Source organism: Micromonospora sp. ATA51 (genome assembly GCF_016802855.1).
Taxonomy (GTDB): domain Bacteria; phylum Actinomycetota; class Actinomycetes; order Mycobacteriales; family Micromonosporaceae; genus Micromonospora; species Micromonospora sicca.
Genome location: NZ_JAEVHJ010000038.1, coordinates 12,247 through 33,143 on the forward strand (window position 1 = coordinate 12,247; position 20,897 = coordinate 33,143).

General features: G+C 66.1%; 17 protein-coding genes and 3 pseudogenes. 5 read left to right on the forward strand and 15 right to left on the reverse strand.

Going from position 1 to position 20,897, the window contains the following annotated elements; all coding sequences use genetic code 11:
- Window positions 1–8: 8 nt before the first annotated feature.
- From JNW87_RS09330 to JNW87_RS09355, 6 genes are all read right to left on the reverse strand, one after another.
- Complete coding sequence (locus JNW87_RS09330) at window positions 9–1,244, reverse strand: glycosyltransferase family 4 protein (protein WP_309233922.1); 1,236 nt, start codon at window positions 1,242–1,244, stop codon at window positions 9–11.
- Complete coding sequence (locus JNW87_RS09335) at window positions 1,210–2,706, reverse strand: MOP flippase family protein (RefSeq protein ID WP_238453486.1); 1,497 nt, start codon at window positions 2,704–2,706, stop codon at window positions 1,210–1,212. Before JNW87_RS09335 ends, JNW87_RS09330 begins: the two co-directional genes overlap by 35 nt.
- Window positions 2,697–3,950: a glycosyltransferase gene (locus JNW87_RS09340; protein WP_309233923.1), complete on the reverse strand. Its 1,254-nt coding sequence runs from the start codon at window positions 3,948–3,950 to the stop codon at window positions 2,697–2,699. Before JNW87_RS09340 ends, JNW87_RS09335 begins: the two co-directional genes overlap by 10 nt.
- The gene (locus JNW87_RS40505; RefSeq protein ID WP_238453488.1) at window positions 3,847–4,962 is read right to left on the reverse strand and encodes a glycosyltransferase; all 1,116 of its coding nucleotides are present in this window, start codon (window positions 4,960–4,962) and stop codon (window positions 3,847–3,849) included. The genes JNW87_RS09340 and JNW87_RS40505 overlap by 104 nt, the downstream gene beginning before the upstream one ends.
- Window positions 4,959–5,918 (reverse strand): glycosyltransferase family 1 protein, encoded by a 960-nt coding sequence (locus tag JNW87_RS09350; RefSeq protein WP_238453489.1) that lies wholly within the window; start codon window positions 5,916–5,918, stop codon window positions 4,959–4,961. The genes JNW87_RS40505 and JNW87_RS09350 overlap by 4 nt, the downstream gene beginning before the upstream one ends.
- A 221-nt stretch (window positions 5,919–6,139) precedes the next feature.
- A complete protein-coding gene (locus JNW87_RS09355) occupies window positions 6,140–7,270 on the reverse strand; it encodes a glycosyltransferase (protein WP_238453490.1) in 1,131 nt (376 codons plus the stop codon).
- 892 nt (window positions 7,271–8,162) lie between these two features.
- Between JNW87_RS09355 and JNW87_RS41400 the strand changes: the two are divergent.
- Window positions 8,163–8,291, forward strand: a pseudogene (locus tag JNW87_RS41400) (hypothetical protein); the annotation flags it as partial.
- A gap of 20 nt (window positions 8,292–8,311) precedes the next feature.
- On the forward strand, window positions 8,312–8,716 hold the full coding sequence (locus JNW87_RS09360; protein WP_238453491.1) for a hypothetical protein: 405 nt from the start codon (window positions 8,312–8,314) through the stop codon (window positions 8,714–8,716).
- Window positions 8,717–8,786: 70 nt separating this feature from the next.
- Here the strand turns inward: JNW87_RS09360 and JNW87_RS09365 are convergent, their stop codons facing one another.
- Window positions 8,787–10,154, reverse strand: a complete 1,368-nt coding sequence (locus JNW87_RS09365; protein WP_238453492.1) for a polysaccharide biosynthesis tyrosine autokinase — start codon at window positions 10,152–10,154, stop codon at window positions 8,787–8,789.
- Window positions 10,155–10,585: 431 nt separating this feature from the next.
- On the opposite strand from JNW87_RS09365, the gene JNW87_RS09370 reads away from it, so the two are divergent.
- Window positions 10,586–11,614 carry an LCP family protein gene (locus tag JNW87_RS09370; RefSeq protein ID WP_238453493.1) on the forward strand — a complete coding sequence of 343 codons (1,029 nt, stop codon included), beginning with the start codon at window positions 10,586–10,588 and terminating at the stop codon, window positions 11,612–11,614.
- A 105-nt stretch (window positions 11,615–11,719) separates the two neighbouring features.
- On the opposite strand, the gene JNW87_RS09375 is transcribed toward JNW87_RS09370, so the two are convergent.
- The gene (locus tag JNW87_RS09375; RefSeq protein WP_238453494.1) at window positions 11,720–11,911 is read right to left on the reverse strand and encodes a DUF397 domain-containing protein; all 192 of its coding nucleotides are present in this window, start codon (window positions 11,909–11,911) and stop codon (window positions 11,720–11,722) included.
- Window positions 11,902–12,702 carry a helix-turn-helix transcriptional regulator gene (locus JNW87_RS09380; protein WP_238453495.1) on the reverse strand — a complete coding sequence of 267 codons (801 nt, stop codon included), beginning with the start codon at window positions 12,700–12,702 and terminating at the stop codon, window positions 11,902–11,904. Before JNW87_RS09380 ends, JNW87_RS09375 begins: the two co-directional genes overlap by 10 nt.
- 421 nt (window positions 12,703–13,123) lie before the next feature.
- Here JNW87_RS09380 and JNW87_RS09385 point away from each other — a divergent pair, with 421 nt between their 5' ends.
- Window positions 13,124–13,372 (forward strand): flavin reductase, encoded by a 249-nt coding sequence (locus tag JNW87_RS09385; RefSeq protein ID WP_236647976.1) that lies wholly within the window; start codon window positions 13,124–13,126, stop codon window positions 13,370–13,372.
- Window positions 13,373–13,381: 9 nt separating this feature from the next.
- On the opposite strand, the pseudogene JNW87_RS09390 reads toward JNW87_RS09385, so the two are convergent.
- From JNW87_RS09390 to JNW87_RS09410, 5 genes and pseudogenes are all read right to left on the reverse strand, one after another.
- Window positions 13,382–14,037: pseudogene (locus JNW87_RS09390) on the reverse strand (response regulator).
- On the reverse strand, window positions 14,034–15,161 hold the full coding sequence (locus JNW87_RS09395; RefSeq protein ID WP_238453496.1) for a sensor histidine kinase: 1,128 nt from the start codon (window positions 15,159–15,161) through the stop codon (window positions 14,034–14,036). Before JNW87_RS09395 ends, JNW87_RS09390 begins: the two are co-directional and overlap by 4 nt.
- A 19-nt stretch (window positions 15,162–15,180) precedes the next feature.
- On the reverse strand, window positions 15,181–16,002 hold the full coding sequence (locus tag JNW87_RS09400; protein ID WP_238453497.1) for an ABC transporter permease subunit: 822 nt from the start codon (window positions 16,000–16,002) through the stop codon (window positions 15,181–15,183).
- Window positions 15,992–16,894 (reverse strand): ABC transporter ATP-binding protein, encoded by a 903-nt coding sequence (locus JNW87_RS09405; RefSeq protein WP_238453498.1) that lies wholly within the window; start codon window positions 16,892–16,894, stop codon window positions 15,992–15,994. Before JNW87_RS09405 ends, JNW87_RS09400 begins: the two co-directional genes overlap by 11 nt.
- Window positions 16,895–16,984: 90 nt before the next feature.
- Entirely contained in the window at window positions 16,985–18,295 is a 1,311-nt protein-coding gene (locus tag JNW87_RS09410; RefSeq protein ID WP_238453499.1) for a sugar transferase, read from the reverse strand.
- A gap of 392 nt (window positions 18,296–18,687) precedes the next feature.
- Between JNW87_RS09410 and JNW87_RS09415 the strand changes: the two genes are divergently transcribed.
- The gene (locus tag JNW87_RS09415) at window positions 18,688–19,368 is read left to right on the forward strand and encodes a low molecular weight phosphatase family protein (protein ID WP_238453502.1); all 681 of its coding nucleotides are present in this window, start codon (window positions 18,688–18,690) and stop codon (window positions 19,366–19,368) included.
- A 66-nt stretch (window positions 19,369–19,434) separates the two neighbouring features.
- On the opposite strand, the pseudogene JNW87_RS09420 reads toward JNW87_RS09415, so the two are convergent.
- Window positions 19,435–20,897 (reverse strand): annotated as a pseudogene (locus JNW87_RS09420) (HD domain-containing protein); the annotation flags it as partial.

Here is a 20,897-nt window from a genome sequence, read left to right on the forward strand (position 1 = left end):
GGCGGAAGTCATGAGGAATCACCAACAGTCAAGGCAGTGCCATGCAGTCGGTCAAGCAACGCAGTAAGTTCTTTGGCCGCGTTCTCGGGCGAAAAGCGACGAGCACTTTGGAGTCCTCGCATACGCATCGCGTCCAAGACGTCTGCGTTCTTCGACAACCGAAGGATCTCTGACGCGAAACCGTCGTCGTCCGCTGCGTCATCGATCAAGACGCCACTAACCCCATGTTCGACAATCTCGCTGATTCCCCCCTTGCGGCTGGCCACGGGTACCAGCCCGAGTGCCATTGCCTCGATCAGAACCATGCCAAAGGGCTCCTCCCACTGGCAGGGATATAGAAAGAACGTGGTCATTGCCAACGATTCGGCGAGTCGTTCGTGGCTAAGATGTCCTCGAAGCCGAACCATCTCTCTCCCAGCGGCTCGGTTTACATCTGCGCAAAGCATGCCGACGCGCCTTGTGTAGTCGGTCTCGTATAGCGAGACCCCGGCAGCCGCGCCTCCATAAATGTCCAGAGTCCACTGAGCTTCTGAGTCAATATTGTTTAGGGCTTGGCAGACGCGGATTGCTTCTAGCGCGCCCTTCTCCTGAATTAGTCTACCGACAAACGCAAGAGAGTTCGGGCGCCGTACACCCTGAGCCACTCGAAAGGCGCGTGACGTGTCGACACAGTTATAAAGCACCTCTCCTGGGTGAGGCCCAAAGTCACGAACCGCCTTTTCCGCGAGGTACTGGCTACAGAAGGCAAAGGAGTTCACTGCTGCTTTGAGTGCCGGGAACTCACGTCTGTCGACATAGCGGAGAAGGTCGTTGTGCATGTGGAGCACGATCACGCCCGTGTAACCGCGGCTGCGGAGCCAAACGGCGTACCGAGGCCTGTTGTGGATATGCAGGACCTGCTCTTGGCGGAGGGCTCTAGAAATTGCCGCGACCCAGACCTTCCCACCAAAGAGGAGCCGGTCATAAACTCCCCACCACGGGCGCCGCATGAGCGGGCCAATTATTCTCGCAGCCCATACAGCTGCGCGATCGTACACGCGGTACCAACGATCGCCGACAAGGGTCAAACCTGTGCCGAAATTACTGTTCGACGATACGGAATATACTGCGGATGGCTTATTGAGCCGCGAGTAGACGTCTCGGACCCAGGTAGCCACGGCCCCGCCGCGTCCGTCAAACCGCTCCTCGGCCGGCAGGAGCACGGCGACCCTATGCCGAGAGTTCGCGCGGCGGTGTGCGCTCATGGCTTTCACCTCGTTTGTAGGCGCCGACAATAAGTCTCCGAACCTCAACCACCAGCGGATTACGGGTCGCGACGAGCGTCGCGAGATAGGTCCCAACGCCCGCAATGGCGGTTGCGACAAACCAAGCGAGGTTGTCTTCTAGGCCCCTATCCAGCAGTGTCATCGAGGCAACAACGATGGCCATCGGTACCGTGAGCCGGACAGTGAGCCAGTATGGAGCAGCGTATTGGACCAAGGTGATCCCCAGTAGGGCCCGGAGCAGGACGTAGTTGACCACGAGGCTCAACAACGATACGCCCATCAGTGCTACCGCCGTTCCCACCATGCCATCAAGCATCGCTCCGGTCATCACACAGGCGATGGTTACCACGGTCCTGGCGAGGTTGATCATAAATCCGAGCCTCATTCGGTCAAGAGCCATGAATATGACGCCCATGGGGTTGCCGAATGCTCGAAGGATTCCGACCACGCTGAGGAGTTGGAGTGCCGGCACAATCCAAAGCCACTTGCTGCCGAGGACGAAGCCAACGAAGTCGTCAGCGAGTATGGCGAGACCCACAAGCGGGGCTGTATTAATGAGGCCCGTGACTGCCAAAAGGTTAACGGCGTGTTCTGCCAATCGGCGACGATCGCCCTGGATGCTGGAAAACGCCGGAAACATGACACGCGTGATAACAGGATTTAGCTTTGCGGGGGTCGTAACGGCGTAGCTATAAGCGACGTTATAACCTCCTAAAACGGGTGCGGGGAGGATCCGGCCAATCACGATGGCGCCAGCGCTATTGCCCAGGAACCCGACAATGGCGTCGAGGACCTGGAAAAAACTGAACGACAAAAATCGGCGCGTCTCGGAGAAACGAAAATGCGCGGTAACCGCGAAGAGACGTCGCCCAGTCACGGCTAGGACAAGAGTCTTGACGACGAACCCGAGCACCATTGCGGCAACCACGCCGGCGACGCCGAGCCCAGAAGCAGTGAGAACGACGCAAAATCCAAGCGTTGACAGCGCCCAAAGTATCTCGGCCAGGGCAACCGGGGCGAACAGCAGTTCCTTCTCCAGTAGGCCACGAAAGATTTGACCATGTGGCATGATGGCAAACGCTAGGGCGATGAGTGCAACAAGGCCTGCCAGGTCGGGCATTCGAAAAAACGCCTGCAGCGCGGGGCCCGAAGCGAGAAGGATCAGGGCGATGGACCCGCCCCACGCGGCGTTCAACCAGTAAAGAGAACTGATCTCGTCCGCCGTAATTTCCTGGCGCTGGATCAGGGAGTTCGACAGGCCGACGTTTGCCAAGATGTCCGCAAGACTTACGACCATGGTAATAATCGCGACGGCGGCGACGCTCTTTGCGTCAAGCACCCGGGCAACATACGTCAACTGCAGCAATTGCAAGACAGATGTCACGGCAACCGACATGCCAATCCAACGCGCCCCCGAAAGGACCTGGCGCTTCAGTCCCACGCCGATCCCCTTGCAGTTCGTGGCGACATCAGATTCCGGCGAACCACGGAATCGTATATTTCCTCAAGGGCCGCTGTCTGCTTTGTGATGTCGAACTCGAGCTCTACGCGCTGACGCGCCTGGTCCCCTAGGCGAACCCTCAGGACGTCATCCTCGAGGAGACTGCGTATATTCCTCGCCAGCGATGCCACGTCTCCCTCGTCGCAGAGCAGGCCGGTCTCTTCATGGACAACCGCGTCGGGTATTCCGCTGTGACGAGTTGCCACGCTTGGCACGTTCACAGCGGCCGACTCGGGGAGTATCATCGGCAGACCCTCAGAATCTCCGTTGGGTGCGGTCTTGGACGGAGCGGCCAGAACTTTCGAGGTAGCCATGTACCTTCTGACAACATCTGGCGGCTGCGTCCCCACGAAAGTTGCGTCGAGGCCGAGTCTGACTGCGCTATCGCGTACCTGCTCACTCAACGGTCCGGTACCGATGAAGAGACACCGCGGATTAAGGGCCGTCTTCAACGTGGCTAACGCTTCAACCAGGTCATTTATCCCCTTCTTCTCCGTGAATCGACCGACGAATACGACGTCCCATTCCTTCGCCATGGGAGGCGATTTCGGAGGAATCGGGACGCCGATGTGATGAACGAGTACCTTTCGAGGATCAGCGCCGAGCTCGATCGCCCGTTGACGGATGAAGTCCGAAACCGCAATGACAACGGCGGCCCTGTCGAAGGCGGTCCGAAGTTTCCAGCGGGCTCGGGCTCCAGGAATCCCGGGAGCGCTCGGCGCGGCTGTCACGTCATGGCCATGGAGAGTCACTACTAACGGAACCGAGATACTCGCCGCAGCTCGACTGATCAGCCAGCCTTCGTGGCCGAAGTGCGCGTGAACCAGCGCCGGCTTCATCTCAGCGAGGAGCTTCTTGATACGGCGCGATCTCCCGGTTAGTCGGAAGAGACGGAAAGATATTTGATCTCTCGGCACGGTCCCGTAAGCGATTGTATCTGTATCCACAGCTACGGCTGACTGAGCCTTGACAGCACCTAAAAAGGTCGGCCTGTAACGACTCAAAGCGTTAGCTTGATTTCGGACGAAGGTCTCGGAGCCGGGCAGGAGAAAGCTTTTCCATATTGCGACGGTAGGACGATCAGACATTGCTGCTGCCCCCGTCGGTGATGTCCTGAATGCTTTCCTCGAGCAAGGTAGCCATCCGGGTATCGGCGTACCTTTGCCCGGCGGGAATGGCCGCATTTCCGATCTTCAGCGCTAGCGACGGGTTAAGGAGCATAGACTCGATGACTCGGGAGAGGGCAGCGGGTTCCCCTGGGGGAACAAGGATTCCGGTACTTCCACTGTCAATGATCTCCTTCGGCCCGCCCATGTCGGTCGCAATGACAACCAGCCCTGCCGACATACCTTGTGCGACAACCTGACCGAATGACTCTGAACCCAGTGAGCAGCTGACCAGGACGTCGTGGCTATTCAGTAGGTCACCAACATTGTCAACGTGCCCAACGAACGTGACGTTGCTCCCCAAGCTGGCCGCGAACAACCTTAAACCCGAAACGTATCCGCCTGCGTCCTCAAACAGGTCGTCGCCCGCGATAGTCACTCTTACCTTGTCATCTAGGTTCGCATCTTTCAAGAGCGCGAGCGCCTGGAGGAGCACGTGTACCCCCTTCCATCGGGTCAGGCGACTCAACGAAAGTATCTTTAGACTGCCGTCTGGAGCGCACTCACGTGCGCCAAGTGGCGATTCCTTGACACCACTCATCGTGTAGACGACCCTCACGGGTTTCTTCGAAAGCCGAGACGGAATCGTCGATGCACTCCACTTACTGTTTGCAAGAAACGCATCGAACCGAGGAAGAACCCAGCGGACTACTATCCACCGCTTCCTACCACTAAGCTGTTCCGGCGACAGATCCTCTCGGAGATAGTAAATGAATTGCCTCTTGCGCTTCGGTAGGCACGCTATCAGTATTGCCGCGTTTAGGCTGTTGGCGATAACGACGTTGCTGCGAGATCTGAAGAAGAACCACAGCGCCCGTACCATCGCCACCGCGAGAGTCAAGCTCTGGTTGCGACCGTTCCACCCCAGAACTTTGACTGGAATATCGGCTGCCTTCGCCCAGTGGGCGAGGGCGCCGCCTTGGAAGAGGAGCAGTTCTCTTTCATACTTGCTTGGATGCTCGAAATACCGCTTCAGGCCCAGTTCCGCTCCGCCGGGCCGGCCGGTGTGGTCAACAAAGAGGATCTTCACGGTTGCCGAGCCTCCAGAACGGCGTTGACACGGACAGCAACCCCGTGCCACGAGTAGGCACTGGAGTCGTAGTTCGGGGCTTGGAAGGTAGCCGCGCTTGTCATCGCAAACGCCCACTCCTGAGCGTCATCGGCCCCTGCGACCGAGACGCCGTGGCTGCCGCATATTTCGGCAACGCTAGCGCACCCTTTCCAGAAGACGACCTGCGTACCGCAACAGAGACTCTCCAGTGCTGGCAAACCAAACCCTTCGACAAGTGACGGTACCAACGTCGCTGAGGCTCCCCGATAAAGTTGGGCGAGTGCCGAGTCCTCAACACCTGACAGCTGTGTCACTCTATCGGCGACACCAAACCGCTCTGCTAGCTCTCGGACAGCTGGAGCGTCGTTGCACACCATGACGAGGGAGAAGTCGTCAATAAGAGCAAGCGCGCGTAAGATCACTCCCACGTTCTTGTGGACCTTTAGATTCCCTACGTAGAGAAAGTAGGGCTTCTCGTAGGGAAACACGGGACCTGCGGGGGTAAAGACTTCTGACAGGCCGTTCCCAGTATTCACCACATCGACATCCGAGTCTCCGAGCCAGTCCTGGATCACCTTTCTCGATGTCTCAGACACAGTAAGTACGACACCATTGTGTCTAATGAGGGGCTTTAGAATCCGCTCGTAGTACGCGACGTACTTCGCGCGTTGAGGCCAGCGCATTTGAAGATGAATTAGGTCATGGACCGTAATTACTTGCCGCGGCGCGCCACGGAACCCGATGTACCCCGGAGAATATAGGAGGCCAAAGCTCTTTCCTGATCGTGTGGCTGGGCGGCGCAGCAGTCCGATCGGGGATGCCGGATTGCCCTCTGCGTCAATAGCGTCCCATTCGACGCGGAGGCGGCCGATAACCTCGGCGGCGTACCGGCCGATGCCATGTGCCCCAATCCACCGCGTATCAATCGCTATCACCAGTCACATCCACTTCCGTTTGCCTTGATCGACGCAGAAGACGAGGCCCGACCACGGATCCTAATTACTATCTGCACCCGTCATCTGGCAGACCCTTCTGCAAAACCACCGGCCGCCGAATCATTTCGCGGGTGATGCCGCCGATGGGTCCGGGCCAAACGTCGGCTCCTGCTGGCCAACCCAACCCCTCGAATCACTTCCGGTCTTCTGCCGACCACACATTACGCATCGGCTCCGCACTCTTCGAGTAGCCAAGCTGCAACCCTCGCCCGGAAAGCCTCCGCCGTGAAGCGCTGAGCGTTTGTCCTTACCGCGTCCGACGAAATCTCTGGTAACCGACGTATTGGGTCTAGGTACCGAATGGGCTCGTTGGCGTCGACAAGAAACCCGGTTTCGCCGCTCGTCACGGTCTCGAGCAGCCCGCCGCGGCCAAGCCCGACCACCGGCGTGCGGCAGGCCTGCGCCTCGACCGGAATCATCCCGAAGTCCTCGTGCCCGGGGTACAGCAGGCACATGGCGCCCCAGTAGAGCTCCCGCAGGCGTTCCTTCGTCGGCCGAATCTCGAAGGTGATCGGGACATCCATCCGCTCCGCCTGGCGCCGCAGCGCCGCCTCCTCCGGCCCCGAGCCGGCCAGGACCAGGGGAAGCCGGGCCTCGGCTGCGATCTCCAGCATGAGGTCGAACCGCTTGTAGCTGATCCACCGCCCGACGCCGAGTAGGTAGTCGCGCCCCTGCTGCTTCACGACGTTCGGAGCGTTGGCAAAGAAGTCGACGTCGACCGGAGGGTTGATCACCCTCGCGTCCCGGTCCCAGTAGCGGCGAATACGGCCCTGGACCTCCCGGGAGTTCGCCGCGTAGCTGTGCACGTGGCGGCTCAGGCGCCTCTCGCCGGCTTGGAGGGCCTTGCGCATGGGGGCGAGGAGCGGTTGCGCTCCGCGCTGGTCCAGCTCGGGGCTCCAGACGTACCGGGCAGGAGAATGCACGTAGCTCAGGTATCGGGTCTCCGGCGAGTCGCCCAACTTGACCGTGTGCGCGAATGCGTGACTGGACGAGATGACGACGTCGTATCGGTCACGCGTGAGAGTGCGCCAGGTGAGCGGCATGAGGGGCAACGCCAGGGCCTTGCTACGCCGCAGCGGAGTCTTGGACAGCCAGGACTCTCGAAGATCGTGCTCGACGGTCGCGTCGTCGTCCTTCCACAGCACGAACCGTTCGGCATGCGGCAACAGCTCGGCAACGCTAAGGAAGACCTGCTCGGATCCCCCGGTCGCGCCGAACCACTCGTGAACCAGCGCCACGGACTGGCCAGCAAGCAAGGGCCGGACCCCGGTGGCGGGTGACGGTACCGTCATGCGGTGGCTCCCCGAGAAGCGGAAGTGGTGCTGGTGTTGGACTCAGGCACAGCACAGGCCTCATGCGAGGCGGTATCCATCCAGCACCTCCGCTTACCGGCGATTTTGGTCACACCTCACTGGTTTGCGCGCCGGCTGTGATCGACCAGGGACGCGGCATGCCGAAGGCGCCACGGTCAACGCCGGACTATTAGATATCCGGGAACGTTGCCGTGTCAATCACGGATGACTGATGATCACGTTCAGCAAAGGAGGGTAAAAACGGACATATCCGCACTGATCCCTGCCGCGCGGCTACTTGCCCTTTCGTAATCAAGACCGTTGTCAGGCGCTGGATATCGGTCCTTATGCATCAGCGCCGCGTCTGGTCGCAGGCAGGGCGCGGCACCTCCACCGCTCGCCTCTCGAACGGCGATCCGACGGAACGAACGATATTGCGGTCAGCCATAAATATTTCTGGACAGAATGATGGTCTGGGGTGAACTGACTTCGGTGGGAAGTCATCCCTCCACTCAGCCAGGCGAGCGTGGGGAGCGGCACAGGCTCCGCCGCGCTTGCCAACCCCCGCTCGCTGTGCAGGCGCTCTGCCCCGCACTCGGGCTCCCCAATGCGATACCAGGCCGGCCGGCTGGGGCAGTAGCTGACCCGGCCATCATGGCCGTGCCTGCCCGAAATGCCCGCGCAGCATGACGATCAGGACGACACGAGCCCCAACTGGTACGCGAACACGACCAACATCGTCGATGACGACCACGCTCGGCGATCACTCCACTACAGATAGTGGGACGCGCCAACACCCCCGCGCCGCTCGCAGGCCGTCTGAGCAGCCGCTGGGTATCCTTCAATCATTTGACGGCGCAAACATGGGGGAAGATCTGCGGTGGGGGGCGTTGTGCACGTCTGCACGGGGAACCAGGCCCGCTCCCCCATGGCCGAACGGTTGATGGAGGCTGGCCTCCGGGTCCGTTTCGGCCAGATGGCCGACTCGGTTTTCGTGACGAGCGCCGGGATACAGGGGCCGCCGGCCGGCCGATGCAGCCGTTGGCGGCGGCCGAGCTCAAACGCCGGGGAATTTCCTCCGAGGGCTTCGTGTCCCAACTGCTGGACTTCAAGGCGGCGGAGCGCGCCCACATCGTGCTCACCGCGACCCGCCGGCAACGGGACGAGATCATCGCGCAGGTGCCGTCCACCTTGCGGCACACCTTCACCTGGCGCGAACTCGCCTGGCTGGTGGACGGACTACGCCCCGGTGAGCTGCCTGGCCGCTACCCCGTCGAACGCCTGGCCAACCTGCCCCGGGTGGCGCAGCGCCGCCGTGGCTACCTGCAACCCCGCCCGCCCGACGAGTACGACGTGGCCGACCCGATGGGCGGCACGAAACAGGACTACCGAGTCGCGGCTGCTCAGATCGAAGAGGCCATCGAGACGATCCTCAACGTACTGTAGCAGGCCACAGGCGAAGTGGCCGACGGCGTGCGGCCACCGGCGCAGAAGGTGGACCGCCCAAGTGCGTTGATCACTTCTTTGATCGGGAACGGCGTGGCGCTGGCAAGTCGTAATAGCTCCACTCCGCCTTTTTCTTGACGCGGTTAGCCACAAGCCCGAGCACGTTCGCGCCGACTGTCCGCAACGACTCCACGGCCTCCGCAAGCTGGTCCGTCCCGGTGCGCCCCACGCGAGTGACAACAAGTGCACCCCTGGTGATGCGAGCGATCACGGCCGCATCCGTCACTGGAAGCAACGGGGGCGAATCGAAGATCACCGTCATCCCCGAAGACTCAAGCGACTCGATTACTTTCCGCAATCGCGGGGAACCCAACAATTCACTTGGGTTCGGGGGTCTCGGACCAGCGGCGAGGACGTAAAGCGGAAGATCAACCCGCCATTGCTGAAGCGCGCGGTCCACCGGCATTTCGCCGAGCAAGACATTCGTCAGCCCGAGACCATTCGAGAGGGCGAAAACGTCTGCGACCCTCGGCCGGCGCAGGTCGGCGTCGACCAGCACCACCCTCTGTCCGGACTGAGCCAAGGCAATAGCAAGGTTCGCCGCCGTTGTTGTCTTACCTTCCTCAGGCACCGCTCCCGTGATGACAAAGCTAGTTAGCTGGCGGTCGAGCGACAGGAACCGCAAGTTGGTGCGCAGTTGCCGGAATGCCTCTGCCCGAGGTGTTGCCTGCTCGTCCGCGATCAGGGCAGAGGTCCGGACCTTCGTCTCGTCGGGAACCGACCCGAGAACAGGCGCGTTCGCCGCCTTAATGGCATCACTCTTGTCTCGAATCGTATGGTCCACCGCGTTACGCACGATGGCTGTACCAACGCCTATCGCAATGCCCAACAGCAACCCGAGAGCAAGGTTCAACTTCGTCCGGGGGCCAATGGGAGCGGACGGAAGAGTCGCCTCACGAGTGACCGACACTTTGACGGGGGAGGCACTCTGCCCTGAAGGAGTTTCGATCTCATCAATGAGCCGCGGCAGCTGAACAGCGATCTCGTTCGCGATGGCCCTCGCCCGCTTCGCCGATGTGTCCGTGACCGAAATGTTCAAGAGCACCGTATCCAGCGGGGTCTCCGTCGCTATTCGACCCCCAAGCTCGTCCACCGAATAGGGCAGATTAAGGCTTTCGATGACCGGCTGTATTACTGCAGGACTTGTTACGATGTCGGCATAAGACTTGACGCGCTGCTGCGAGAACGTGCCGCCTTGGTTGAGCTGACTATTGTCTTTATCGTTTGCTCTGGTAGAGACGAAGAGCTGCACGTCCGCTTTGTATGTGGGGTCCTGGATGAACGAGTAGGTGAAGGCGATGCTTCCGCCCAAGAATGCCATGATGATGATGATGGGCCACTGCGCCCGAATTACCCGAACATACTCTGCGATGGCCATCGTTCCCCGGTTCTACTCACGTCGAGCGCACGGCGCCCCATAGGTTACTGGACGCGGCGACCAGACTCGCCACCAGATCGCGCTTCTGCTCGGGACGGCCGCCTCCCAACAGGTCCTGGGGGACGTGACCGATCGCCCGACAAGTAGACGCCTGAGGGGAGGTCTGTCCGAGCAACGCTGCAGCGCGGCGGGCGGATCTTGGCAATGCCGTGCCAAAGGTATTAGATATCGATAAGACAAGCATGTCAATTACCGGCAAATGTCGCTCAATTGGTGGGTTCACTAGCAAATTGGACATGCGCGGCGCCGAACACCGCAGTCAAGTGACTGCTAGTCTTTTCGCGCTTACGGCTGGTTGTGCCGCATGCGATCCGAACGCTCGGTACAAGATCTTGGCAAGGCTGAGGGGCGATATGTCGACCGACACACCCGTGCTCGACCCACCTAATCACCGTCGCAAGGGCTTCCGCTCGCGGCCCGGCTGGCAGAAGGCACTCATTGTCCTGCTTGCGATGTTTCTGGTGTGCGGGCTCTCCGCAGGCATCGCGACGTACGTCCTGGTCAACCGCTACGAGGGCAAGACGCAGCACGAGGAACTGCTCGGCCCGGCTGCCGAGCCCAAGGACGAGCAGCGGTGGAAGTCGGGACCGCTCGACCTGCTGCTTCTCGGCTCCGACGACCGTGGACCTAGCGAGCGGGCCTACCTGGGTCAACGGTCGGACACCATCATGCTGGTCCACCTCAGCAAGAATCTCGATCACGCCACGATCGTCTCGATCCCACGTGACAGCTATGTCAATGTGCCACCTGCCGGCAGTTGGCGGGGCGGCATGAACAAGCTCAACGCCGCCTTCGCGTTCGGCGGTGCACCGCACGCCGCGAAGACGATCACAGGCCTGACGGGGGTGAAGTTCGACGGCGCGCTTATCGCCAACTTCGCCAGCATCAACCGAATGGTCGATGCGGTTGACGGCGTTCGGGTCTGCATCCCGTACACGGTCCGGTCGACTTTCTCCGAAAAGGTCTGGGAAAAGGGCTGCCACGATCTTGACGGGGTCGAGGCGGAGGAGTTCATGCGGCAGCGCAAGGCCGTGCCGGGTGGGGACTTCGGGCGCATCCACGACCAGCAACTGGTGGTCAAGGCGATCGCGGAGAAGGTCGCCGCGGAGGGCATGCTGCAGAACCCGTTCCGGCTGGACGCACTGCTGTCGACCGCGGCCGAGGCGCTGACCATTGACAAGAACCTCGACCTTAAAGAGTTGGTGCTCGTAGCGAAGAACATCAAGCCGGAGAACATCAAGTTCGCCACTGTGCCTTACACGAGCGCCAGCCTGAAGACGCACGCCGGCTCAGCGGTCAAGCTCGACGACGCCAAGGCGAAGGAGATGTTCGCGGCGGTGCGCGACGACACCATCCAGGAGTGGCTGGCAGCCCACCCGCAGAAGCTGCCCGGTAGCTGAGCCCGGCGCAGCCAGGCGACGTGCTTCCAAGCGTCTGCGCGCCACCGAACGCGAAGCTCCCCGCCCCGGTACCTGGGGAGGGGCGCTTTCGTGCGTCTGCGCTTGTCAGGCCCGCTCGGCGGCCTGGGCGACGAAGGCGCGCCACGCGGCCGGCGTGAAGGTCAGGGCTGGGCCGGTCGGGTCTTTGGAGTCGCGGACCGCGACAACGCCGGGCAGATTGTCGGCTACCTCGACACAGTTGCCGCCGCTGGTGCCGCTGCGGGTGGACTTTCTCCATCGCGCGCCAGTTAAGTCCATTGATTCGCTACTTCCTTGATCAGGTCTAGGGACTGTCGTCGCGGCAGCGCCTCGTTACGGACGCTCTCCCACCGCTCGAAGAGCGTATCCAGGTCTGCCGGCCGGTCCACGACGTCGCCGGCTAGCTGGCTTTCGAGGTGGCCCACCCAAGTGCCGTCGGACATGTGTGCCAGCGACAGCGGACCGGACAGGCCAGCGTGAAGGCCAACATCCACCGGGACGACGTGAATGCTGATGTTGGGCCGCTGTGCGCAGGCTACAAGGTGTAGCAGCTGGTCACCCATCAGTTTCTCGGAGCCCTCACCCGCGCGTCGGACCGCCCCTTCGTCGACGACCACGACAAGCTGTGGTGGGGCGGAACGGTCGAGGATTGCCTGCCGCTCGATCCGAGCCGCTACCCGGCGCTCTACTTCATCCTCTGTCCTACGCGGGTCGAGGCGCAGTACTGCGTGTGCGTACGCCTGAGTCTGCAAGAGGCCGGGAATCAGGTTCGGCTCGAAGTAGCGGAGCTGGGTCGCACCCCGCTCTGCCTCAAGCCAGGGCAGGAACCACGACGGCGCCCCGAGCTTCGTCGCCAGGCGCTCGAAGAACCCACCGTTCTTCAGCGCCCGGTCGGCCCCCCTGACGAAGTCGAGCGTCAGTGCCCGCGTCCCCCCTTCGACGGCGCTGACGTGGGAGGCGCTGAAGCCAGAGCCGCGTCCGAACGCCTCTTGTGTCATCCCGGACGCTCCCCGGGCTCTGCGGATCTCGCAGACGACGAACGCCGCCAGAGGCCCCGGCAGGTCAGCCATTCAAGCTCCCCAAATCGAAAATCGACTACTCATGTCGCTACAGGACGAACGCCATTTCTCCAGTTCAGCCCCGACGCGCGACGCACCTTCCGAGAGTAGTGCTCTCCACATCAGAGTGTCACCAGCGGAACCGCCGCCGTGGCCCGAACCGTCGGCGGGACCTGCGCGGGCCGCCCCGGCAGGAATGGCGGGGCGGCCCCTTCCAACGTGACAGGAGGAGACCCGCCATGCGTTTCAGATTCTGGCGCTGCAAGCCCCAGGCGTCGATCCCGCTCCCGCGCCGACTGCCGCCGAACGAGCGCCCGAGCTGGGCGACGCAACCGACCGAGGTGTTCCCGACGAACGGCCCGGGCCGCGCCGGCAACCCGACCCCGGCGCAGCGCTGGCGAGCCGGCGGGTGGCGGAACAACGGAGGCCCGAGGTGACCCGCGCATCCCGTCCGCACCTGCCGATGCGTCCGCTGTGGCGCTGCCGCGCGTGCGGCGCGGAGTGGCCCTGCCAACCCGCCCGGCTGGCGCTGCTGGTCGAGTACCGCAACGACCGTACGGCCCTGCTGATCTATCTGAGCACGCTCATGGCCGAGGCCGGGGCGCAGCTCTCGCAGCTCAACGGACACGCTCGACCCGAGAACCTGACGGAGCGCTTCCTGACCTGGGCCCGCGCCCGATAGTTGGTACCGTCACGAGGCCACCAGCCCCGACTGATAGGCGAAGACCACCAGCTGGGCCCGGTCCCGGGCGCCCAGCTTCACCATCGCCCGGCTGACGTGGGTACGCGCGGTGGCCGGGCTGACCGCCAGCCGGTCGGCGATCTCGACGTTGCTCAGCCCTTCGCCGACCAGCCCCACCACCTCCCGCTCCCGGTCGGTGAGGGTGCCCAGCCGGGGGTGCGGTCGGGGCACCCGGGCCGGCCGGTGGCGAACTCGCGGACCACCCGCCGGGTCACCGACGGGGACAGCAGCGCCTCCCCGTCGGCGACCAGCCGGATCGCCCGCAGCAACTCGGCGGGGCGGGTGTCCTTGGTGAGGAAGCCGCTGGCCCCGTGGCGCAGCGCGTCGAAGACGTACTCGTCCAGCTCGAACGTGGTCAGCACGACCACCCGGGTACCCGCCAGCTCGGGGTCGGCGACGATCCGCCGGGTCGCCTCTATGCCGTCGATCCCCGGCATCCGAACATCCATCAGCACCACGTCGGGGCGCTCCCGCCGGGCGAGTTCGACGACGCTCAGCCCGTCGGCCGCCTCCCCCACCACCGCGAGGTCGTCCTCGCTCTCCACCAGGGCGCGCAGCCCGATCCGAACCAGGTCCTGGTCGTCCGCGATCAGAACGGTGATCATGCTGCCTCCTCCGCCGGCAGGGTCGCGTACACCCGGAAGCCGCCACCGGGCGCGGGGCCGGCGGTGAACGACCCGCCCAGCGCGGTGACCCGCTCCCGCATCCCGGCCAGGCCGTACCCGGTATCCGGCCCGGCACCGCGCAGCGGCCCGCGCCCGGTGTCGGTGACCTCCACCGCGAACTCGCCCGGGGCGTACCGGAGGCGGACGGCGGCGGTGGCCGGGCCGGCGTGGCGCAGCACGTTGGTCAACGACTCCTGCACCACCCGGTATGCGGCCAGGTCCACGGCGACGGGGAGCTGGCGGGACTGCCCGTCGACCTCGACGGTGACCGGCACCCCGGCACCGGCCAGCCGCTCGCGCAGCTGCGGGAGCTGGGCCAGCCCCGGAGCCGGCGACCGTTCGTCGGCGGCCTCGTCCCGCCGGACCACGGTCAGCGTGACCCGCAACTCGTCCAGCGCCTCCTTGCTGGTCCGGCTGATCGCGGTCAACGCCGCCTCGGCCTGCTCCGGCTTCTTGGCCAGCAGGTGCAGGGCGATCTCCGCCTGCATGTGGATCGCCGCGAGACCGTGCCCGACCACGTCGTGCACCTCCCGGGCGACCCGCAGCCGCTCGGCGTCGGCCAGGCGGCGGGCCTCGTCGACGCGGCCCCGGGCCGCGCTCTCCCGGCCCAGCCGCACCGTGGTCCCTACCGCGAACGGCACCACCACCCACGCGGCGACGGGCATCGCGCCCACCAGGCCGGGCGACCGGACCCCCACGACGACGTGGGCCAGCAGGGCCACCAGCGCGGCGCCGCCGGCCACCGCCGCGGTGCGCAGCGGCAGGTACGCGGCGACCGTGTAGACCGCGACGAAGAAGGACAGCAGGATCGGCCCGTACGGGTAGCCGAGCACCAGGTACGCGGTGCTGGCCGCGGTCACCACCGCCAGCGTCGCCAGCGGCCACCGCCGCCGTACCGCCAATGCCAGCGCCGCCACCACGACCAGCGGATACGTGGCCCGGCCGGTGGAGATCCCCTCGTTGGCGCCGGCCGGACCCGTGCCGACCAGCCCGATGGCGAGCAGCGCCAGGGCGACCAGGGCGTCGAAGAGGTCGTCGCCCCACCCGGTGCGGTTCCGGTCCATGCCGCCCCTCCCCCGACGCCTAGCCGATGTCCCGGCGCTGCAGCAGCAGTCCGCCCACCGCCGCGAAGGCGATCAGATAACCGGCCACCACCAGCGCCGCCTGCCCGCCACCGACCGCGGCCGCGACGCCGGGGGTGTCCCCGGGCGCCCCGAGCGCCGCCGCCAGCGACCCGGCGTTCGGGCCGGGCAGCCCCTTCTGCAGCTGGGCCACCCAGTCGAGCAGCGGCGCGGCGATCGCGGCGAGCAGGTTCTGCACCGCGAGCATCCACACCAGACCCAGCCCGACGGGCAGGGCCACCGCCCGCAGCGCGACGGCGAGCACGGCACCGAGCATGGCCCACATCGTCGCCATCAGCCACCCCGCCCCGATCCCGGTGAGCAGGTCGCCGGCCGACGGCCAGTGCACCGGCTGGGACTCGGCGACCGCGATCAGCGCGCTGGACACCGCGCCGACGGCGAAGACCGAGAGCACCACGACGAGGGCGGCGGCCGCGAGGGTGAGCAGCTTGCCGGCGTACACCTCCAGCCGGGACGGGCCCTGGGACAGCACCGTCTTCCAGGTGCCCCAGCCGTACTCGCCGCCGACCGTGAGCACGCCGAGGATCAGCACGATCGAGCCGAGGAAGACGGGCAGCCCGCCGAGCGAGTTCCCCACCAGCCGGTCCGGCAGCAGCATCGGCAGCGTCCGGTCGGCGTTCGGGCCGGTGGTCCCGCCGGCGATGCTCGCGTACGGGAAGACATAGGTGAAGATCAGCGAGAGCACCAGCGTGATGGCCAGCAGCAGCCAGGACGCCGGCCGTCGGACCAATTTGACCGTCTCGGCCCGGAAGCTACGCGACATCGGCCGTTCCCTTCTCGATGAGGTCGAAGAAGACCTGCTCCAGATCCCGCTCCCGGGGGCGCAGCTCGCGCACCGCCACCCCGGCGTCGACCAGTTCGGCGTTGAGCCAGGCCGCCCGGTCCGGCTCGATCGACAGGTCCAGTCCGCCGTCCACCACCCGCACCCGTTCCTCCCCGACCAGGGCTCCGGCCCGTGCCGCGGCCACGTCCAGCGGGTCGGCCAGCACCCGCAGGCCCGTCGCGCCGCGCAGGTCGGCGACGCTGCCCTCGGCGATCAGCCGGCCCCGGGAGATCACCCCCACCCGGTCGCAGACCTGCTCGACCTCGCCGAGCAGGTGGCTGGAGACCAGGACGGTGCACCCGCCGGCGCCGAGCCGGCGGATCAGCGTGCGCATGTCCGCCATGCCGGCCGGGTCGAGGCCGTTGGTCGGCTCGTCCAGGATCAGCAGGCGCGGGTCCTTGAGCAGGGCGGAGGCGACGCCGAGGCGTTGCTTCATGCCCAACGAGTAGCCGGCGTACCGGTCGCCGGCCCGCTCGGTCAGGTCGACCAGGTCGAGCACCAGCGACACCCGGTCCGCGCCGACCCCCGCGTAGCGGGCGAGCACCCGCAGGTTGTCCCGGCCGGACAGGTACGGGTAGAAGGCCGGCCCCTCGATCAGCGCCCCCACCCCGGTGAGCCGGCCGGCGCCGGGCGCCCGGCCGAGCAGTCGTACGGTGCCGGAGGTGGGCCGGACCAGCCCGAGCAGCATCCTCAGCGTGGTGGTCTTGCCGGCGCCGTTCGGGCCGAGGAAGCCGTACACCTCGCCGGCCCGGACGTTCAGGTCGAGATCTCGCACCGCGGTCAGGCCGCCGTACCGTTTGGTGAGCCCTTCGGTCTGCACTGGCAGGTTCATGCCAGGAACACTGCCGCCCCGCTGGCCCGCGCACGTCGTCGCGGAAGCGACTCCGGTCGTACGCCGCGGGACGTACGCCGGGCGGCCCGGCTACCGGCCTCCGCCGACGACCACCTCGCGGATCGTCCGCAGGAGGATCTTCACGTCGAGCCAGAGCGACCAGTTCTCGATGTAGTAGTTGTCGAAGCGCGCCCGATCCGAGATCGGCGTATCCCCCCGTAGGCCGCTGACCTGGGCCAATCCGGTCAGCCCGGCGGGGACGCGGTGCCGCCAGGCGTAGAGGTCGTGCTCGGCGGAGAAGAGCTCCACGAAGTGGGGGCGTTCCGGGCGCGGACCGACCAGCGTCATGTCGCCGCGGAGGATGTTCCACAGCTGCGGCAGTTCGTCGAGGGAGGTACGCCGTAGGAAACGGCCGACGGGCCCGACCCGGCTGTCGTTCGCCACCGACCACGTGGTCTGCGACTCGGTCTCGTCGACCGGGCGCAGCGAGCGGAACTTGAGGACGTTGAACAGCCTTCCGTTCCGGCCGACCCGCTGCTGCCGGAAGAGCACCCCCGGCCCGCCCTCGATCCGCACTGCCAGCGCGCAGACGGCGAACACGGGGCTGAGCAGGATGAGCGCCAGGGCGCTGAAGACGATATCGCCCGCGCGCTTGAGCGCCCATTGCCAGCCGCTCAGCCGGGGTGGGCGGATCCGCATGACGGGAATCGCTCCGATGTGGTCGGGCCGCGGGGTCTGGGTCTGGAACTGGTGCATCCGCGGTACGACCAAAACGTCATAGGCCGACGCCATCGCCTGGCGGAGGAGGGCGGCAAACCGCGTCTCGGTGGTGTCCGGGTCGGCGACGATCAGCACGTCCGCGCCGCCGCGGGCCATCGCCTCGGTCAGGTGGTCAAGGTCGCCGAGGTAAGGCACGGTGTTGACGGCCGGGTCCGACCGGCGTGCGTTGTCGACGAAGCCGATCACCCGCAGGCCGTACTGCGGATAGCGGGCGAGGACGTGGGCCAGGTCGGCCGCGACCGGACCACTGCCCACCAGGATCGTTCGGTGGCCGACGATGTGCCGTCGCCGGCCGAACATGATCGTCGACGTCGCGACGGCACGCCCCACGATCAGCAGGACGGCCATGACGGCGGCCGCGCGCAACAGGCTGCCGAAGCCCACGAAGCTCTCGTGCCGGATGGCGACGGTGAACGCCACGATCGCCTCCGCGACCAGGAACCAGGCGACCAGCGCGGGCAACTCATCGAGAATGGACAGGTGCAGCCGGGACCGGTAGAAGCCACCGGTCGCCAGGCACGCGATCGCCAGCACAGCCAGGACGGTGAGGCCACGCACATGGTTCGGGTTGAAGGGCACGGGCGTCAGCAGGGCGAGGACGTCCATAGGCAGCACGAGCATCCACGCCCGGAGGTTGCCTGCCCAGTGCGCGGTTTGCGCCGCCGGGGCCGGCGTCGAGGCGACCGGTGACGTCCCGGACGGCAGCCAGAGTCCGGCCGGCTCGCTTCCGGTGGCGGGCTGCCTCGGTACGGAGGGCGCGGACGCCGACGGGAGTTGCGACTTAGCGGTCACTCTGTGGTCTCCGGGGGCGGTCGGTGGGTGTGATAGCAGTCAGACGCGGATCCCAGCTCACGGGTGCAGCTAGGGCACAGACCATCGCGAGGTTCGCGAGGGGATCATCCGCCCTGGTAGCGGCGCGAGCATAACTCGCGACCCACTGTTGATGGGGACGGATCCGATCCCGCCGTGAAGCGAGACAAATACACGACAAAGCTGATCGATGGGTGACCACGATGAGCGATCAGTCCACTACCGACAGAAGTGAGACGGTGCCGCTCGCGGGGCGCGTCGACGGCCGCCTCAGCGGCAACTGGGTATCCTTACATCGGTTGACGGCGCAAATATGGGGGAAGATCTGCCGTGGGGGCGTCCTGCATGTCTGCACGGGCAATCAGGCCAGGTCTCCCATGGCCGAACGGTTGATGGAGGCCCGCCTCCGGGACCGTTTCGGCGAGATGGCCGACTCCATTTTCGTGACGAGCGCGGGGATTCATGGGCCGCCCGGCCGGCCCATGCAGCCCATGGCGGCAGCCGAGCTCAAACGCTGCGGCATTTCCTCGGACCGGTTCGTCTCGCAACCGCTCGACCTGAAGGCAGTGGAGCGGGCCCACCTCGTGCTCACCGCGAGCCGCCGGCAACGGGACGAGATCATCGCGCAGTCGCCGTCCGCCCTGCGGCACACCTTCACCTGGCGGGAACTGGCCTGGCTGGTGGGCGGCCTACGACCCGGCGAGGTGCCCGGCCGCTACCCGGTCGAACGTGTCGCCAACCTGCCTCGAGTGGTGCGGCGCCGGCGTGGCTACTGCAACCGCTCGCTCCCGAGCAGTACGACGTGGCGGACCCCATGGGCGGCACGAAGCAGGACTACCGCGTGGCGGCTGCCCACATCGAAGAGGCCATTCAGACAATCCTGAACGTGTTGTAGGGCTGATGCTCTGCCCGCCGGCCCCGGCTCGGCCGTGGACGAGCGGGGCGAGAGGTCAGTGCGCGGCGGCCAGCACCGCCGCCTCCAGCCGGGCGCGTTCGGCGTCGGCGGGCCACCCGCCGACCAGGTAGAACACGTCCACTACGTCGCCGCCGAGGGTGGATATCCGCGCCGCCCGTACCTGGGCGCCGGCCTCGTCCAGAGCGCAGGCGACCCGGTAGAGGAGCCCGGCCGCGTCGGCGGCACGCAGTTCCAGCAGCACCGCGTCGGTGGCCGCCTCGCGGTGCCAGACCACCCGGGGCGCCGCGCCCTGCCCCCAGCCGGCGAGGGCCCGGCCGCGCAGCCGCTGGGCGACCGAGACGTCGCCGGTGACCGCGCGGCGGAGGTCGGCGGTGAGCGCGATCGGGTCGGGCGCCAGGCCGTAGCGGGGCTGTACCCGGCACTCGACCAGGGCCCGGCCGTCGACCGTGGCGGCGTCCGCGGAGATCACCTCCAACCGGTGCAGGGCCAGGCAGCCGGCCACCGTCGCGAGCAGGCCGCGCCGGTCCGCCGCGGCCACCGACACCCGGTCCTCCCCCACGTGTACGACGGGCAGCGGCCTCGCGACCAGGGCCGGGTCGGGCGCGGGCGGGGCGGGCAGCACGCCGGTGTCCAGGGCGGTACGGACCCGGGCGACCAGTTCGGCAACGAGCCGCCCCTTCCAGTCCGACCAGGCGGCCGGACCGGTGGCGGCGGCGTCGGCCCGGACGAGGGCGTGCAGCAGCTCCAGGGTGGTGGTGTCGCCCACCTGCGTGGCGACCGCGGCGATGGTCTTGGGGTCGGACAGGTCACGGCGGGTCGCCACGTCGGCAGCAGCAGGTGCAGCCGGACCAGCCGGCCGATCAGCGCCGCCTCGGCCTCGCGCAGCCCGATCCGGGCCGCCACCGCCTCGGCCAGCGGCGCGCCGAGCGTGCTGTGGTCTGCGCCGGTGCCGGCGGGGTGGTGCCTGCCGGCCCGCCCGGCGGCGCCGTCAGCACCTAGTCCCTTGCCGATGTCGTGCAGGAGCGCGCCGAGCAGCAGCAGGTCGGGGCGGTCCACCTCGCGGGTGTGCCGGCTGGCCTCGTACGCGGTCTGCACGAGGTGCCGGTCGAGCGTGAACCGGTGCACCGGGTTGTGCTGGGGCAGGCTGCGCAGCCGGGTCCACTCGGGCAGCCAGCCGTCGACCAGGCCGTACCGGTCGCAGGTCTCCCAGGCGGGCACCAGGCCGGGACCGGCACCGAGCAGGGTGATCAGCGCGGCCCGGGCGGCCGGCGGCCAGGGCGCGGGCAGCGGCGGGCAGTACGCGGCCAGCCACTCGCAGGTGGCCCGGGCGATCGGGAGCCGGGTGGTGGCCGCCGCGGCGGCGACCCGCAGCGACAGGCTCGGGTCGGGTCGGGCGCCGATAGCCGTACGCGCGAGCACCAGCTCGCCGTCGTGTTCCACCACGTCCCGGGCGACGGGGCGGCGCACCGGGCGGCCGTCGGCGCCCCGGCGGCGGCC

Bases quoted from the DNA above. Each gene is read 5' to 3' on its own strand.
- JNW87_RS09330 (WP_309233922.1), bottom strand. From the start codon at position 1,244: ATGAGCGCACACCGCCGCGCGAACTCTCGGCATAGGGTCGCCGTGCTC.
- JNW87_RS09340 (WP_309233923.1), bottom strand. From the start codon at position 3,950: ATGCGGCCATTCCCGCCGGGCAAAGGTACGCCGATACCCGGATGGCTA.
- JNW87_RS09355 (WP_238453490.1), bottom strand. From the start codon at position 7,270: ATGACGGTACCGTCACCCGCCACCGGGGTCCGGCCCTTGCTTGCTGGC.
- JNW87_RS09365 (WP_238453492.1), bottom strand. From the start codon at position 10,154: ATGGCCATCGCAGAGTATGTTCGGGTAATTCGGGCGCAGTGGCCCATC.
- JNW87_RS09375 (WP_238453494.1), bottom strand. From the start codon at position 11,911: ATGGACTTAACTGGCGCGCGATGGAGAAAGTCCACCCGCAGCGGCACC.
- JNW87_RS09380 (WP_238453495.1), bottom strand. From the start codon at position 12,702: ATGGCTGACCTGCCGGGGCCTCTGGCGGCGTTCGTCGTCTGCGAGATC.
- JNW87_RS09395 (WP_238453496.1), bottom strand. From the start codon at position 15,161: ATGGACCGGAACCGCACCGGGTGGGGCGACGACCTCTTCGACGCCCTG.
- JNW87_RS09400 (WP_238453497.1), bottom strand. From the start codon at position 16,002: ATGTCGCGTAGCTTCCGGGCCGAGACGGTCAAATTGGTCCGACGGCCG.
- JNW87_RS09405 (WP_238453498.1), bottom strand. From the start codon at position 16,894: ATGAACCTGCCAGTGCAGACCGAAGGGCTCACCAAACGGTACGGCGGC.
- JNW87_RS09410 (WP_238453499.1), bottom strand. From the start codon at position 18,295: ATGCTCGTGCTGCCTATGGACGTCCTCGCCCTGCTGACGCCCGTGCCC.
- JNW87_RS09415 (WP_238453502.1), top strand. From the start codon at position 18,688: ATGAGCGATCAGTCCACTACCGACAGAAGTGAGACGGTGCCGCTCGCG.